This is a genomic window from Flagellimonas sp. 2504JD1-5 (genome assembly GCF_053618295.1).
In genome coordinates, this window is sequence record NZ_JBSIOU010000002.1 from 1,480,018 (window position 1) to 1,495,907 (window position 15,890).

General features: G+C 40.0%; 13 protein-coding genes. 6 read left to right on the forward strand and 7 right to left on the reverse strand.

Features of this window, described 5'->3' with window-relative positions:
- The first annotated feature begins 1 nt into the window (after position 1).
- Positions 2-3,313: a VCBS repeat-containing protein gene (locus tag ACULLG_RS16110; protein ID WP_452127825.1), complete on the forward strand. Its 3,312-nt coding sequence runs from the start codon at positions 2-4 to the stop codon at positions 3,311-3,313.
- Between the two features lie 76 nt (positions 3,314-3,389).
- Positions 3,390-4,751: an exonuclease domain-containing protein gene (locus ACULLG_RS16115; RefSeq protein ID WP_452127826.1), complete on the forward strand. Its 1,362-nt coding sequence runs from the start codon at positions 3,390-3,392 to the stop codon at positions 4,749-4,751.
- Between the two features lies 1 nt (position 4,752).
- Here ACULLG_RS16115 and ACULLG_RS16120 read toward each other — a convergent pair whose 3' ends face one another.
- The 4 genes from ACULLG_RS16120 to ACULLG_RS16135 all read right to left on the reverse strand — a co-directional run bounded on the left by ACULLG_RS16120 (position 4,753) and on the right by ACULLG_RS16135 (position 9,263).
- On the reverse strand, positions 4,753-5,529 hold the full coding sequence (locus tag ACULLG_RS16120) for an aldose 1-epimerase (RefSeq protein WP_452127827.1): 777 nt from the start codon (positions 5,527-5,529) through the stop codon (positions 4,753-4,755).
- On the reverse strand, positions 5,526-6,827 hold the full coding sequence (locus ACULLG_RS16125; RefSeq protein WP_452127828.1) for a M20/M25/M40 family metallo-hydrolase: 1,302 nt from the start codon (positions 6,825-6,827) through the stop codon (positions 5,526-5,528). The genes ACULLG_RS16120 and ACULLG_RS16125 overlap by 4 nt, the downstream gene beginning before the upstream one ends.
- Before the next feature lie 35 nt (positions 6,828-6,862).
- Positions 6,863-7,843 carry a PLP-dependent cysteine synthase family protein gene (locus ACULLG_RS16130; RefSeq protein ID WP_452127829.1) on the reverse strand — a complete coding sequence of 327 codons (981 nt, stop codon included), beginning with the start codon at positions 7,841-7,843 and terminating at the stop codon, positions 6,863-6,865.
- Between the two features lie 178 nt (positions 7,844-8,021).
- Positions 8,022-9,263: an ABC transporter permease gene (locus ACULLG_RS16135; protein WP_452127830.1), complete on the reverse strand. Its 1,242-nt coding sequence runs from the start codon at positions 9,261-9,263 to the stop codon at positions 8,022-8,024.
- A gap of 3 nt (positions 9,264-9,266) precedes the next feature.
- Here ACULLG_RS16135 and ACULLG_RS16140 point away from each other — a divergent pair, with 3 nt between their 5' ends.
- Positions 9,267-10,493 carry an exo-beta-N-acetylmuramidase NamZ family protein gene (locus ACULLG_RS16140; protein ID WP_452127831.1) on the forward strand — a complete coding sequence of 409 codons (1,227 nt, stop codon included), beginning with the start codon at positions 9,267-9,269 and terminating at the stop codon, positions 10,491-10,493.
- Between the two features lie 71 nt (positions 10,494-10,564).
- On the opposite strand, the gene ACULLG_RS16145 is transcribed toward ACULLG_RS16140, so the two are convergent.
- Positions 10,565-11,401, reverse strand: a complete 837-nt coding sequence (locus tag ACULLG_RS16145; protein ID WP_452127832.1) for a sterol desaturase family protein — start codon at positions 11,399-11,401, stop codon at positions 10,565-10,567.
- A 21-nt stretch (positions 11,402-11,422) separates the two neighbouring features.
- On the reverse strand, positions 11,423-11,917 hold the full coding sequence (locus tag ACULLG_RS16150) for a YkgJ family cysteine cluster protein (protein WP_452127833.1): 495 nt from the start codon (positions 11,915-11,917) through the stop codon (positions 11,423-11,425).
- Positions 11,918-12,000: 83 nt separating this feature from the next.
- Here ACULLG_RS16150 and ACULLG_RS16155 point away from each other — a divergent pair, with 83 nt between their 5' ends.
- Together ACULLG_RS16155 and ACULLG_RS16160 are read left to right on the forward strand one after the other, a co-directional pair.
- Positions 12,001-12,711 (forward strand): class I SAM-dependent methyltransferase, encoded by a 711-nt coding sequence (locus ACULLG_RS16155; RefSeq protein ID WP_452127834.1) that lies wholly within the window; start codon positions 12,001-12,003, stop codon positions 12,709-12,711.
- Between the two features lie 42 nt (positions 12,712-12,753).
- Complete coding sequence (locus ACULLG_RS16160) at positions 12,754-13,551, forward strand: hypothetical protein (RefSeq protein ID WP_452127835.1); 798 nt, start codon at positions 12,754-12,756, stop codon at positions 13,549-13,551.
- 60 nt (positions 13,552-13,611) lie between these two features.
- Here the strand turns inward: ACULLG_RS16160 and ACULLG_RS16165 are convergent, their stop codons facing one another.
- Positions 13,612-14,244: a 7-carboxy-7-deazaguanine synthase QueE gene (locus ACULLG_RS16165; protein ID WP_452127836.1), complete on the reverse strand. Its 633-nt coding sequence runs from the start codon at positions 14,242-14,244 to the stop codon at positions 13,612-13,614.
- A 112-nt stretch (positions 14,245-14,356) separates the two neighbouring features.
- On the opposite strand from ACULLG_RS16165, the gene ACULLG_RS16170 reads away from it, so the two are divergent.
- On the forward strand, positions 14,357-15,880 hold the full coding sequence (locus ACULLG_RS16170; protein WP_452127837.1) for a helicase HerA-like domain-containing protein: 1,524 nt from the start codon (positions 14,357-14,359) through the stop codon (positions 15,878-15,880).
- Positions 15,881-15,890 lie beyond the last annotated feature (10 nt).

Genomic DNA, 15,890 nt, shown 5'->3' on the forward strand with positions numbered 1-15,890 from the left:
TTTGAAGCAAAAAAAACTACTCAAGCCGTTCTTTTACCTCCCAATAACCTTGTTATTGATTCTTTTCTCTTGCACCAAATCCATCAAACGACCCAAAGTGGAGGCAACATATCTTTTTACAGAACTCCCACCATCCGAAACCAGGATTCATTTTATCAATGAAATACCGGAAAACAGTGCCATGAACAGTATGGTGTATGAATATTTCTATAACGGCGGAGGGGTGGCAATCGGTGATATTGATAATGATGGTTTACCGGACATCTACCTAACCGCCAATCTTAAAGGAAACAAGCTCTATAAAAACCTTGGAAACTTTAAATTCCAGGATATTACCACAAAAGCAAATGTGGGAAGCACATTCGGCTGGACAACAGGGGTTACCATGGCCGATGTCAATGCCGATGGTTGGTTGGATATTTATGTCTGTAAATCAGGAAAGGGTAAAACCGCAAACAGAAAAAACCTGCTCTATATTAATAATCAAAATGGCACCTTTATAGAAAAGGGCGCTGAATACGGACTCGATTTTTCAGGTTATAGTACCCAAGGCTCCTTTTTTGATTACGATAAAGATGGGGACTTGGACATGTTTCTCCTCAATCATAATGTAAATCCAGTCAACACCAACAACCCAGAAAATTTTAAAACCGAAAAGAGTGAGTTGGTCGGGGATTGTTTGTTCAGAAATGACAATGGTAAGTTCGTCAATGTATCGGATGAGGCCGGTATCATTCAGAATTCACTTGGTTTTGGGTTAGGTGTTTCCATAGGCGATTTGGACCAAAATGGATGGCCTGATATTTATGTAGGCAATGATTATATCGAACAGGATTATCTCTATTTCAACAACGGTGATGGAACTTTTACGGAAAAACTGAAATCCACAACTGGACATATCTCAAATTTTTCCATGGGAACCGATATTGCGGACATCAACAACGATGGATTTCCAGATATTATGTCATTGGATATGGTTGCCGAAGATAATTATGGCATAAAAACTAGTATGAGCGGCATGAACCCTAAGGCATTTAATCATGCGGTAGATCATGGATTTCATTACCAATACATGTACAATGCTCTGCAACTCAATACTGGTAACGGTCACTTTAGTGAGATAGGGCAAATGGCCAATATTTCCAGCACAGATTGGAGTTGGGCTCCGTTACTTGCCGATTTTGACAATGATGGCCTAAAAGATTTATTTGTCACCAATGGGCTTAAACGTGATTTTAGAAACAACGATTTTAAAAAGTATAAGCTCGAACGGTTAAAACAAGCCCAGGAAAATGGTGAAGAAATGCCCCGAGTCATTGAAGAATTGGTTCAAAAAACCCCGCAACGAAAAACGCAGAATTTTTTTTTCAAGAACAATGGAGATTTAACCTACTCCAAAACATCGGCAGCTTGGGGATTAAGCAAAAATTCATTTTCCAACGGTGCAGCTTATGCCGATTTGGACAATGATGGTGATTTGGACCTAGTTATCAACAATATCGATGAAAAGGCCACAATTTTGCAAAACAACAGTCATCACAATTTCATCCAGATTAAGTTCAAAGGCAGCACAAAAAATCCAAATGGGGTTGGTGCTAAGGTTGTAATTGAAACGGCAAAAGGAAAGCAAGTTGTTGAGAACTATCCAACCCGTGGTTATCAATCCGCTGTTGAGCCCATGGTTCATTTTGGGTTACTGGATTCGGAAAAAATTGAGGAAATTGTAATTGCATGGCCCGATGGTCATACCCAAATAATATCCAACATTCCAACAAATCAACGTTTAACGGTTGACTATCAGCATGCAAATCCTTCAAAGGATTTAAACACTTTTCCAAACCAAATTTTCAGTGATATTACCAAAGTGACCAGCATAGATTATAAACATCATGAAAACCAACATGATGACTTTGCCAAGGAAAGTCTGTTACCCCATAAAATGTCACAATTTGGCCCTGCATTGGCCGTTGCAGATGTAAATGGAGACGGTTTGGATGATTTTTTTGTCGGTGGTGCTAGTGGGTCACCTGGTTCACTTTACATCCAAAATCCAGATGGAACCTTTTTTACAAATGATAGTCAGACATGGCTTTTGGATAAAGAATATGAAGATGTGGATGCTGTATTTTTTGATGCAGATAATGATGGTGACAACGATTTGTATGTTGTAAGTGGAAGCAATGAATGGAAATCAGGAAACAAGCAATATCAAGATCGTTTATATATAAACGACTCTGGAAAATTCAAAAAAGAGTCCAATAGATTACCAAATAATCCATACAGTGGAAGTTGTGCAAAACCTTTTGATTTTGATAAAGACGGAGATCTAGATTTATTTATCGGAACCAGGCAGCAACCCCAAAAGTATCCCTATTCTGAAACTAGTCTCCTGTTGGAAAATAATGATGGTGTATTCAAAGATGTGACTAAGGAAAAAGCGCCAGGTTTAATCAATGCCGGAATGGTCACTGATGCTTTATGGACCGATTTTGATTTGGATGGACAAACGGATTTGATCCTGGTAGGCGAATGGACAAAAATTGCTTTGTATCAAAACAACAATGGTATTCTGGAACAAAACGAATCCATTCTTCCAAATACCGAAGGTTGGTGGAACAGCCTAGCGGGTGCAGATTTCGATGATGATGGTGATATCGATTATGTGGTAGGCAATCTCGGGCTCAATTACAAGTATACTGCCTCTTCTGAAGCTCCTTTTGAAGTTTATTCCACAGATTTTGATGACAATGGCACCAATGATATTGTATTGGGTTATTATAACCAAGGAAGTCTTTTTCCACTGCGTGGAAGAGAATGTTCCTCACAGCAAATGCCATTTATCAAAGAAAAATTTCCTTCATATCACAGTTTTGGCTCCGCAAAGCTCGTTGAAGTCTATGGAAAGGAAAAATTGGAGCAATCATTGCATCTACAATCTAAAACGTTCGCTTCGGTTTATCTTGAAAATTTAGGTCAGGGAAACTTCAAAACACATCCATTACCAAATGAAGCTCAGTTTTCTTCAATAAATGATATTCAAATAGATGATTTTGACAATGACGGATTCCAAGATATTCTTGTGGCCGGCAACCTCTATCAATCTGAAGTGGAAACCCCAAGAAATGATGCCAGTCTCGGGTTACTGCTAAAAGGAAATGGCAGTTCTTCTTTTGAGCCACTACCTTATTCAAAAAGTGGTGTTTTTTTGAATGCTGATGTCAAGAAAATGCGGTCTATCACTTTAACAAATAAAAAGAAAGGTGTTTTAGTTGCATCAAACAATGATTCGCTAAGATTGATTGTCAATCAATAATCCATAGATTTAAAAAGGGAATTCCATTTGCCAACTTTTCACAATATGCCTAATTTCAAGGTTCAATTTTCCCGATTTGTATACCATCATCGACATAGAGACCTCCGGCAACGGAATTAGAGGCAATAAAATCACCGAAATTGCCATTTTCAAGTATGATGGGCATCAAATTGTGGATGAGTACACTTCCTTGGTCAATCCGCAGTGTCCCATCCCATTTTATATTACAGGTCTCACAGGAATTGATGCCCAAATGGTGCAAAACGCCCCAACTTTTGACCAAATCGCTCCTACCGTTCTTGAAATGACACAAAACAGCATTTTTGTGGCCCATTCAGTGAATTTTGACTATGGTGTTATTAAAGAGGAATTTAGACAGATCGGAATTGATTTTGTTCGAAAAAAACTTTGTACGGTGCGATTGTCAAGAAGGCTGATTCCCGGGCTGCAATCATACAGTTTGGGCAAACTCTGTACAGCAGTCCAAATACCATTAACAGACCGCCATCGTGCCCGAGGTGACGCACATGCCACTGTATTATTGTTTCAAAAGTTGCTGAACACGCCAGATTCGGAAACTACCATCAAAAAATTCTTAAACGCAAGGAGTCAAGAAGCTACGCTCCCTCCCCATCTGCCAAAATCCGTGTTTGATGAAATTCCGCAAAAACCGGGTATTTATTATTTTAAAAATCAACAGGGAAAAATTATCTATGTTGGAAAGGCTATCAACCTTAAAAAAAGGGTTTTGGGCCATTTTTATGATAAAAGCACCAAAGAACTACGTATGTGCAGCGAAACGGCATCCATAGATTACAAACTTTCAGGCAGTGAATTGGTGGCTCTGCTCATGGAATCAGCCGAGATAAAGAGACTGTTTCCTCCTTATAATAGTGCACAAAAAAGGATTGTAAAACAATATGCCATTTTTGAATATGAGGATAGAAAGGGAATTATCCATTTGGCCTACAATGCATTGAAAGGCGCTCCCAATCCCATAAAAGTGTTCTATAATCAAACCGATTGCAGGGCTTTTTTGGAAGAAATCTGCAAGAACTTTGCACTTTGTCCCAAGTATTGTCATCTGCAACAGGTGAATACTTCTTGTTCACATCATGAAATAAGCTCTTGTGAAGGTATTTGCACCTCTACCGAATCCGTTGAAGATTATAACCAAAAAGTGAAGGCCGCTGTTCTCGACATTAAAACGGAAAAATCAGGGATAAGAATCATTAAGGAAAAAGGACGCGACCTTAATGAAAATGCTTTTGTGCTTATTGATGAAGGTATGTATAAAGGCTATGGATTTATAGATCATCAACAGAGCATTACTTCTTTTGAAGATATTGAGGCACATATCATACCCCAAAAAAATACTTTGGAGACCCAACGCATTGTTGAAGCGCTATTGCCAAAATCGGAATCGTTTGTCCTATAGATTAATCCAAAATCAAATTAACCTTAAAAATGGCCGGCGAATCACCCAAAAATTGAAAACCTTCATGTAATTCAATTTGTTGCACGGAGTATGGGTAAAACGAAATAGGCTCAATGCACACCATGTTTCTAACCTCGGTCCAGCACATAAAATGACCAAAACCTTCGGTTTGAATAGTGATGTTACGTTTATCCCTTAATGTAATGGATTCACAATTCTCCACTTGGTACGCCCTGCTGCCCACCTCTAGAATCTCATCCAAACTTATTTCTTGTCCATTGGCGATAATTATGGGTTTCTCGGTATAAAGTTTAAAAGCAGGGTGATAGCCCAACATAAATGGCATGTCACGCTCACCAGTCACTTTGAACGCAATTTCAAGTTGAGTTTCCTTTAACTCAAAGGATTTTTCAAATTCAAAACTATAAGGCCATAGCAGCCATTGTCTTGTTGACTTTTCAGGAAATTTTGAGTTTTTTACCGGGGTTCCGGCTTTGTATTTCTTTTTGAAGATTGCGGAGGTATCAGTTTTGGAAATCAAATCATATTCGAGTTCACGCAGCAATCCATGTTGGTCTTGGATAGCATTGCTTCGTGGTACCTGAACTTGAAAACCGGCTTTATCCACCGGTCCAATTATGGGAAACATCTCGGTATCTGCACTTCGCCATCCTGGACTTCCTTTTTGATGAATGAACTCATGTTCATCCTGAGTAAAACCAACTAATTCTCCTTTGTCAATTCTTGTGGTGTAGCTTCCACACTTTAATTCTGTCATTTTTTAGAATTAATTAATCTATAAATCAAGACAGCGGTTCGTTTGGTCAATGCCTCAATCGTATTAAGGTTCACCGTCTCTTTAGGGGTATGTGCACCTGTCCCCATAGTACCAAGGCCATCAAGGCAGTCTACATATTCGGCGACAAAAGATACGTCGGCAGCTCCTCTTTTTCCAGGATCATAGGCCAAAACTTCACCTTGATTCAAATCCAAGCTTACTTTGTTCAGGATATTTAACAATTCAGTATTTCCTTGTGTAGGGCCCATGGCTGGATAACTATCGGTAAAGCTAATGCTAGCCGAGGTTTGCGGAAGGTTATTGTTCGTTATTTCTCTCATTTTTGCCCTAGCACTTTCCTTTTGTTCTTCGGAAATAAAACGCAGACCCCCTCGGGCGATGGCTTTTTGGGCAACTACGTTTCCTTTTCCAAATACATCTCCCTTGCTAGTGGATTTATCAAAATTGACAAAAGTCCCACCTAACAATGTCCCTGGATTGAATGTCAATAACTCCTCTCCTTTTACCTCAGTATAAAACTCGTGTAGAATCCTAGAAATTTCAAAAATGGCACCTGCCCCAACGGTCTCATTGAAAATTCCAGATGAATGGGCCCTTTTGCCTTCCACCTCCAACTCCCAACCTGAAGCACCCCTCCTAGCCACTGTGGCATAATTGAACCCTGTTGAATTTTCAAAACCCAATGCAATATCACTTCGTTTAGCAGCTTCAATCAGGTCTTTTCGACTTATATCCAACGGTTTTCCCGTACTTTCCTCATCTCCGGTAAATGCCACAATTATTTGGGCATTTTTCAAAAAGCCATTCTCGTGCAAAGCTTTTAGAGCGTAAAGGACAATGACATCGCCACCTTTCATGTCGTTTCCTCCTGGAGCATGGGCAATACTATCGTTGACCATTTCAAATTTTTGAAAAGGGCTGTCCTCTTCAAAAACGGTATCCAAGTGACCAATCAACAGTAGCTTTTTTCCTTTACTCCCTGTTGTTTCTGCAAAAAAGTGGCCCGCCCTGTCCATTTCTTGGGGCATTTCAATCCACTTTGTTTCAAAATTGATTTTTTCAAAGGCATCCTTAAAAACCATTCCCACCTCTCGTACCCCTTCGGAATTTAATGTCCCACTGTTGATATTCACCACTTTTTCCAAAAAGGATATGGCCTCGGAGTTATTTTTTTCAATGGATGCCACGATTTTCTTTTCTGCTCGGGAAAGCTTTTGGGCAGACATGGTAATGGACAATAAAAGGCAAAAGCCTACTTGGAAGGTTCTGAATAGCATACTAGCGGTTTTTACCGTCCTAATTTAGGGATATTTTAATCTATATACCCTTTTTCCCGCATCCAGTCATCATTGAACATTTTGCCCACATAACGACTGCCATGATCGTGAAAAAGGACAACGACCACATCGTCCTTTGCGAAATGTTCTTTTAACTGTAGAAGTCCCTTAATGGCAGCTCCGGCAGAATTTCCCAGAAACATTCCTTCTTCCTTAGCCAATCGTTGGGTGTAAACGGCCGCATCTTTATCGGTTACCTTGGTAAAACCGTCAATAATATCAAAGTTTACATTTTTTGGAAGGATATCCTCACCGATACCTTCGGTAACATACGGATAGATTTCATTTTCATCAAAAATACCGGTTTCATGGTATTTTTTGAACACTGAGCCATAGGTGTCAATTCCCCAGACTTTAATATCCGGATTTTGTTCTTTAAGATAGGTCCCCACCCCCGAAATGGTCCCTCCTGTGCCGACTCCCACCACAAAGTGGGTAACCTTGCCATCGGTCTGCTTCCAAATTTCAGGACCCGTACTTAAATAATGGGCTTTGGTATTGCTTGGATTATCATATTGGTTTACATACCAGGAATTTGGAATTTCGTTAGACAGTCTACGCGCTGTTGAATAATAACTTCTTGGGTCGTCAGGAGCCACATCGGTTGGACACACGTGAACTTCACTTCCTACGGCCTTCAAAATATCTACCTTCTCTTTGGATTGCTTGTCACTGATAACGCAGATCATCCTGTAGCCTTTGACAACGGCGGCCAAGGCAAGTCCCATTCCTGTATTTCCAGAAGTTCCCTCAATGATGGTTCCTCCCGGTTTTAAGAGTCCGGCAGCCTCCGCATCTTCCACCATTTGAAGGGCCATACGGTCCTTGACCGAGTTTCCTGGATTGAAAGTTTCGTATTTGGCCAGTACCAAACAGGGCAACTCGGCCGTAAGCTTATTAAGTTTCACCAAAGGTGTATCCCCAATGGTCTCAAGAATATTGTTAGCGTACTTCATAATCGTTGCAAAGGTACTCTTTTGGACAGTTTGATTTTTTGACCCTTACATTTTTGGATATCTTCTCACTAAAAGGGTAAAACATTAAAAAAGCTAAGAAAGAACGGCCGTTAAGTTGCAAAAAACGAATGGTTAAGGAATGAACCTTCAAAACTTTGCATTCAACAATTATACCTAATCATTCAAACTTAATGGCCTTAACGGGTGTGATTTTGGTGATGATGTACGAAGGCACCAATAACATTAATAGGCATAAGAGCATAACACCTATGTTGAGTAGAAGTACGGTGGACACATCCATATGCACGGGAATGTATTCGATATAATATTCCTCAGGATTTGGGAACTTGAGGAACCGAAATTTATTTTGAAGGTATAACAGCGTTAGGCCGATGCCATTGCCCCAAAGCAATCCTATGGAAATAAGATAGGTCGCATTATATAAAAACACTTTTCTAATGCTCCAATTATCCGACCCCAGGGCTTTTAGAACACCTATCATTTGGGTCCGTTCCAAAATAAGCACCAATAGGGCAGTGATCATGTTTATGCCACCAACAATGATCATAATTCCAATGATAAGTCCAATGTTAAAATCGAACAGGCCAATCCACTCAAATATTCTGAAATATTTACTTTTGATGTTTTGGGTATCTAAACTGGAAAGTGTTTTGCCGTAAATCTCATTACTTTTTGCCTCCATTTGGTCAAAATCCTGGACAAAGACCTCAAAATTTCCAATTTCATCAGCTTTCCACTTGTTCATTCGCTGAATATGACGAATGTCCACAAAAACAATGTCGCGGTCAAATTCTTCAAATCCGCTATCATAAATGCCAACAACCTCAAACTTTCGGTTGTTAGGCGGTTTGGATGGGTCATTTTCTTTAAGGAAGATGGCAAAAAACGAATCGCCCACTTTTAGGTTCAATAGGTTGGCTTTGATTCTTGAAATCAATACTTCACTATTTAGTTTTTCAGAATAATCGGGCAGCCTTCCATCAACCAGATATTCGTCAAAGTAAGTCCAATTATAATCTTTCCCCACTCCTTTGGCGAGCATTCCTTCAAAGGTGTCAGTAGTTCTGATTATTCCTCCTTTTGTAGTAACCGCCTGAACATGTGAAATACCCTCAACATCTTTAAAATCAGGATAAAAATCTTGTTCAAGGGCAACCGGGGCAACCGAAACCTCAGAAGTATTGTTGTCGTAATTAGAGATTTGGATATGGCCGTTGAAGGCAGCTACTTTTTCTCGAATCTTATGTTTGAGCCCAACACCTGTAGCCATAGCAATAAGCATCATAACAATGCCAATGGCAATGGCTGCAATGGCAATTTTTATTATAGGTGCGGAAATACTAATTTTATGCTCCTTCCCTGTAATCAGGCGCTTGGCAATAAACAATTCTAAATTCAACGAATGCCCATTTTATCTCTTTTCAAAAGTACAGTTTTATTGTTGGTTTTGCTGTTTTCATCTTGTAGAGGACAGGAAAAATCAAATAAATCCATCGTGGAAAACATAAAAACGAATACCCCAGTACCAGTTATAGTCAGTGCCAATAGAACCTTGGTTTACCTTCCACATCTCCAAGGAAAAAAAGTTGGGATTGTCGCCAATCAGACCAGTGTCATTTTTAAAAATGAAAGACATACCCATCTGGTGGATTCGTTACTGGCGCTAAACGTAAACGTGGACAAAGTTTTTGCGCCAGAGCACGGTTTTCGTGGGAAAGCTGATGCGGGCGAACATGTTAAGGATGGATTGGATGCCAAAACAGGATTGCCGATAATTTCTCTTTATGGAAAAAACCGAAAGCCCTCTTCCGAACAGCTCAAGGAATTGGATATCATTGTTTTTGACATCCAAGATGTTGGGGTACGATTCTATACTTACATTGCCACGCTACAGTTGGTCATGGAGGCTTGTGCAGAAAACAACCTTCCGATTTTGGTTTTGGATAGGCCTAATCCCAATGGGCATTATGTGGACGGCCCGACGATGAAAAAAGAGCATACAGGATTTTTAGGTATGACCGAAATTCCTTTGGTGTACGGGATGACCATTGGTGAATATGCCCATATGGTCAACGAGGAAGGATGGCTTGAAGGCGGTAAAAAAGCTGACTTGACCGTTATTCCCCTTCAAAACTACACGCATAACTCCACATATCATTTGCCCATTAGGCCTTCGCCCAACCTGCCCAATGATGTCTCCATCACGCTTTACCCAAGCTTGGGGCTTTTTGAGGGCACAAACATCAACGCCGGCCGTGGAACAGAATTTCAATTTCAACGCTATGGAGCTTCTTTTTTGGATAGCACAAAATATAATTTCAGCTACGTTCCCGAACCCAACTTCGGGTCAAAATACCCTAAAGAAGAAAATAAAAAATGTTTTGGAAAAGACTTGTCCAATCACCAGCGGATGAACTCGGCATCTCTTCAATGGCTGATTGATGCCTATAAAAATTCTAACAAAAAAGAAAGATTCTTCAATACTTCTGGATTCACCAAACATGCTGGAACCGAAGAACTGCAAAAGCAAATTGAAGCTGGAATGACCGAGGAAGAAATCAAAAAAACTTGGCAAGCACCATTGGAAGCCTTTAAAAAGATTCGGGGAAAGTATTTGATTTATGATTGATTTCAAATACTGAAATAGGTCTCGACTGTGCTCGACCTGACATTGCAAAAACTATCCCCAATTAACTGAATCTATCCATCAGTCTCTGTTGTTGGCCTGCGATATTTATGGAAAGGCTGTTTTAATAAACCAACAATGCTAGAGTTCTCTTTTTCATCTGGAAAAGTATCCACACCATAGACAATCTTATCTGGACTCAAAGTCATAAAAGTGCCAAATATTCTATCCCAAATGGAAAAAATGTTTCCATAATTGGAATCCGTATAAGGTAGCTTGTAATGGTGATGCACTTTGTGCATATTTGGGCTAACAATTACCCAACTTATTGCATTATCGACTCTTTTTGGCAGCTTAACATTAGCGTGATTGAACTGCGATAGCACTACGGACATACTTTGGTACAGCATAATAATTCCCACCGGTGCGCCAACGATGAAAATACCAATTAGCGTAAACACATATCGTATCAGACTTTCTAGCGGATGATGACGATTAGCAGTTGTTGTATCCACATTATGATCTGAATGATGTACCAAGTGCACCATCCAAAGTGGTTTTACCTTGTGCTCAACCCAATGGGCCGTATATGCCCCGATCAAATCCAGCAGCATCACTCCCAACACCACATAAAGCCAAAGGGGCATCTCCGGTAACCAATTGATGATTCCAAATTCGTTCGCAATCGCCCAATCAGAGGTTTTTACAAACAAAAATGCCAGCGGAAAATTGACAAGGATTGTAGTCAACGTAAAAAAGAAATTGGGAACCGAATGCCGCCATTTCTTATATGGAATATTAAAGAGAGGCACAATGCCTTCCAAAATCCAGAAAAAAGTGATTCCCCCAACCAAAATAAGGCTTCGGTGCAATGCGGGGATGCTTTCAAAGTAGGTCATGATTTGTTCCATACTTCCAAATATAAGAAATCGTCAAAGTTTAATTTTCTTCTTCATTTCCTCAACGATATTGAAAGCCGCCGGACAAATAGCCACATTCTTTAACGTAAGGTTATTGATTTGATGGAACTTTTTACGGTCCGTATGCGGAAACTCTCTGCAGGCCTTCGGCCTTACATCGTAAATGGAACAATAATTATCACTTCCCAAAAAAGCGCAGGGCACTTGCTGCAATACATAATCGTTTTCCTCATCAATTCTGAGGTATTGTTGAATAAGTTGCGACGGTTTCAACCTAAAATGCTTCGCTATACGTTCAATATCTGTGTTTGTGAATAAGGGCCCAGTAGTTTTGCAGCAGTTGGCGCAGCTTAGGCAATCAGTACGCTCAAACTCCTCTTCATGCAGCTCTTGCATGATATAATCCAGTTTTTTTGGTGGCTTTTTCTTCAATCTTGCAAAAAACTTCTTGTTTTCCGTATGCTTTTCCTTTGCTTTTTTGGGCAGTTCCTCCAATTCTTCCTTCATAATACACAAACATAAAAAACTGCATCCATTTAAACCTTTATCTATGATTAAAGTCCCATTTTTGCATCACCATTTCAATATATATGGACGATATTTTAGGACAAGCGCTGTTGGATTATCATTCCGGAAACTATACCGAGGATATTAAAACGTATTCTTCTTTGGATGAAGAGGACCACTTGCCCCTGCCCTATTTGTTTCGAAATTTTGATGATATGCCCCTTTTGGAACAAAAGGCATTGAAAATGGCAAACGGAAAGGTTTTGGATGTCGGCTGCGGAGCAGGAAACCATGCGTTATACTTGCAAAATAAAGGTTTTGAAGTAACTGCTTTGGACCAATCTAATGGCGCCATCGCAGTTTGCAGAAAAAGAGGGGTCAAATCAGTGGTACAATCGGATTTTTTGGATTTTAAAGGAGTAAAATTTGATACCATACTTCTTTTAATGAATGGCATTGGTTTGGCCGGAAAATTGAGCGATATTGACAAGTTTTTAAAGCATTTGAAGTCTTTATTAAATCCAAAAGGTCAAATTCTCCTAGATTCTAGCGATATTATCTATATGTTCGATCAGGATGAAGATGGTGGCTATTGGATTCCTGACAATACCAAGTATTATGGTGACGTAAGCTTTCAAATGGAATATAAAGGTCAAAAAAGCTTACCTTTTCCCTGGCTTTATATCGATATCAACACCTTAAAGAATGCCTGTGAAGGCAATAATTTAAACTGTGAAATTGTAATATCTGGCGAGCATTTCGACTATTTAGCCAAATTGTCTATTAAAAAATAATAGAACCCGTTGTTGGAGCGTTCTATTTAAATAGTATTTACCATGAAAAAGAAAATTTTAGTTTATTCCCTTTTTTGCCTGGGTATTATTTTGGCCTGTTCCAAAGATTCTGATGTTACCCCTGATCCGGTAACCGTGGATAAATCTGCCAATCTGTTGGCCACTGGAGCTTCGGCAAACGATATTCTTTCCAATACCAATTTTGATAAGTTATTGATTGAGATCGCTTATGTGAACGGATTTCGTCCAACAAATGCCACCATGGACAATTTTGAGACTTTTCTTAGGGAGAGAACATTCAAAACAGATATAGAATTCACCTTCACTCCGTTGTCGTCACCCAATGAGGAAACCTTGACCTTACAGGAAATTGCCGATTTGGAAGGTGACAATAGAACCGAATATAACAGCGGTTCAACCTTGGCCATCTATATCTATTTTGCCGATGCACCTTCCGATGGTGATGATGAAAGCGAGGGATTGGTGACATTGGGAGCGGTTTACAGGAATACTTCAATGATCATTTATGAAGCTACCGTTAGACAATTGGCAGGCCAGAGCAATTTGATCAGTGTAACCGATGTTGAAAGCGCCACCCTTAACCATGAGTTTGGGCATTTGTTCGGGCTTGTAAATCTGGGCACTCCTCCTGTCAATGATCACGAAGACCCCGATGCAGAAAATCACTGTAATGTACAAGGCTGCTTGATGAGAGCAGAACTTCAGTTTGGCGGACCCACCATGAAAATGTTGGAAAGCAGAGCCTCTAAAGGAGCTGCTGCCGTTCCAGCATTGGATGCAGAATGTATTTTAGATCTCCAAAGTAACGGAGGTCGATAATTTTTAGAGTGTTTAGGATTTAGTAATGATAAAAATACCCGCTTCCAACATCTAACAACTCTAGGGTATATTCAAATATTTATGGGTTTGTAAAGATACGATCCATGTAGGATTCTGCATTACATATTCCACAATAAGGGGAATCATTTTTTCCCGAACACTCCATTCAGGTTGCAGGTATAAAATGCAATTTTCATTGACTTTTGCTGCTTGTTCTTCGGCAAAGGCAAAATCGTGCTTGTTGTATACGATTACCTTTAACTCATCAGCAACCTCATAAATCTCATTTTGAGGAAGCTTATTTTTCTTTGGAGAAAGGCAAATCCAGTCCCATGTCCCGGTTAAAGGGTAAGCTCCAGAAGTTTCAATATGGGTTTTTAGATTTTTAGCTTTCAAACCGGCAGTAAGTGGGCCCATATCCCAAGTTAATGGCTCTCCCCCGGTAATGACGATCGTATTTGAATATTTTGCAGCATTCCCTATAATTTCTTCGATTGCTGTCGGTGGATGGGTTTTCGCATCCCAACTTTCCTTTACGTCGCACCAATGACAACCCACATCGCATCCCCCTATTCGTACAAAATATGCGGCAGTTCCTTTGTGATACCCTTCACCCTGAATCGTATAAAATTCCTCCATCAAGGGAAGCATTAGCCCCTTTTCCACCAAATCATCAAGCTGTTCTGAAACCATGGCACAAAGATACGTTGCAGGGTTGGATTACTTCACAACCCCAATGAAATGTTTATATTTCCCGTTTCAGAATTGCTTAAAATTACCCTATTTTTATCTCAAATTGAATTCCATGAGCACTACCGAAAAATTCTTTGAACATATTGAAAAGGGATATACCACCAAAGGTGATTACATTACCATGGGTGCCGGGATGTTCAATGGAGAGGCCGTAACCAACGCGTTTGTGAAAGTTCCGCTTAAAACACTCAACCGACATGGGCTGATTGCCGGAGCAACAGGAACTGGAAAAACAAAGACACTTCAAGTTATTTCCGAAAACCTTTCCGAAAAAGGCATTCCTGTATTGCTCATGGACCTAAAAGGAGATTTGAGCGGTATTGCGCAGCCCAGTCCTGGACATCCCAAGATTGATGAACGTCATGAAAAAATTGGACTCCCGTTTGAAGCAAAGGGGTTTCCTGTTGAAATATTATCCCTTTCAGAACAAGACGGGGTTCGCCTCCGGGCAACAGTTTCCGAATTTGGTCCCGTTTTGTTATCAAGAATTTTAGACCTCTCCGTCACTCAAGAAGGTATTGTCGCGGTGGTCTTTAAGTATTGTGATGACAATAAACTGCCTTTATTGGATTTAAAAGACTTTAAAAAAGTACTTCAATACGCCACTGGCGAGGGAAAAAAGGAATTTCAAGATGCCTATGGCCGTATTTCAACCAGTTCAACCGGAACCATTCTTAGAAAAATAATTGAGTTGGAACAACAAGGTGCTGATCTCTTTTTTGGAGAAAAGTCCTTCGACGTTGACGACTTGGTCCGAATTGATGAAAATGGAAGAGGTTATATCAACATTATCCGATTGACCGATATTCAAGATAGACCCAAACTGTTTTCCACTTTTATGTTGAGTCTTTTAGCCGAAATATATGCCACTTTTCCGGAACAAGGCGATAGTGACAGGCCAGAATTGATTCTTTTCATTGATGAGGCCCATTTAATTTTCAAAGAAGCGTCCAAAGCGCTTTTAGACCAAATTGAAAGCATCGTCAAATTGATTCGTTCCAAAGGAATTGGGCTGTATTTTGTTACCCAAAACCCAACCGATGTACCAGATGATGTTTTGGCGCAACTGGGTTTAAAAGTGCAACATGCCCTTCGCGCCTTCACCGCAAAAGATAGAAAAGCCATAAAATTGACCGCTGAAAATTATCCTGATTCGGAATTTTATGATACCAAAGAAGTCCTCACTTCCCTTGGAATCGGAGAGGCATTGATCTCCGCTTTGGATGAAAAAGGTAGACCAACCCCTTTGGCCGCTACACTTTTGCGTGCACCAATGAGCAGAATGGATGTATTAACGGATGCAGAACTCAAAGAAGCATTAGGCAAATCCAAGCTTATTAAAAAATACAACGAGGAAATAGACCGCGAAAGCGCCTATGAAATCCTTAATGAAAAAATTGAAAAAGCCGAAAGAGAGGCTGAAAAAGAAAAGGAAAGGGAGGACAAGCGAAAATCTTCTTCAAGAAGAAGTTCTTCATCGAGACGAAGCACCCGTATGAATCCAGTAGTAAAAGTGCTTACCAGTGCAACTTTTATTCGTGGGGTTCTCGGTGTATTAAAAAAGGTTATTCGTTAGTCAGTAGTCA

What these genes read in the sequence shown, in the direction of transcription:
- ACULLG_RS16155 (WP_452127834.1), top strand. Translation starts at nt 12,001, where the DNA reads ATGGACGATATTTTAGGACAAGCGCTGTTGGATTATCATTCCGGAAAC.
- ACULLG_RS16130 (WP_452127829.1), bottom strand. Translation starts at nt 7,843, where the DNA reads ATGAAGTACGCTAACAATATTCTTGAGACCATTGGGGATACACCTTTG.
- ACULLG_RS16165 (WP_452127836.1), bottom strand. Translation starts at nt 14,244, where the DNA reads ATGGTTTCAGAACAGCTTGATGATTTGGTGGAAAAGGGGCTAATGCTT.
- ACULLG_RS16120 (WP_452127827.1), bottom strand. Translation starts at nt 5,529, where the DNA reads ATGACAGAATTAAAGTGTGGAAGCTACACCACAAGAATTGACAAAGGA.
- ACULLG_RS16125 (WP_452127828.1), bottom strand. Translation starts at nt 6,827, where the DNA reads ATGCTATTCAGAACCTTCCAAGTAGGCTTTTGCCTTTTATTGTCCATT.
- ACULLG_RS16140 (WP_452127831.1), top strand. Translation starts at nt 9,267, where the DNA reads ATGCCCATTTTATCTCTTTTCAAAAGTACAGTTTTATTGTTGGTTTTG.
- ACULLG_RS16150 (WP_452127833.1), bottom strand. Translation starts at nt 11,917, where the DNA reads ATGAAGGAAGAATTGGAGGAACTGCCCAAAAAAGCAAAGGAAAAGCAT.
- ACULLG_RS16160 (WP_452127835.1), top strand. Translation starts at nt 12,754, where the DNA reads ATGAAAAAGAAAATTTTAGTTTATTCCCTTTTTTGCCTGGGTATTATT.
- ACULLG_RS16170 (WP_452127837.1), top strand. Translation starts at nt 14,357, where the DNA reads ATGAGCACTACCGAAAAATTCTTTGAACATATTGAAAAGGGATATACC.
- ACULLG_RS16145 (WP_452127832.1), bottom strand. Translation starts at nt 11,401, where the DNA reads ATGGAACAAATCATGACCTACTTTGAAAGCATCCCCGCATTGCACCGA.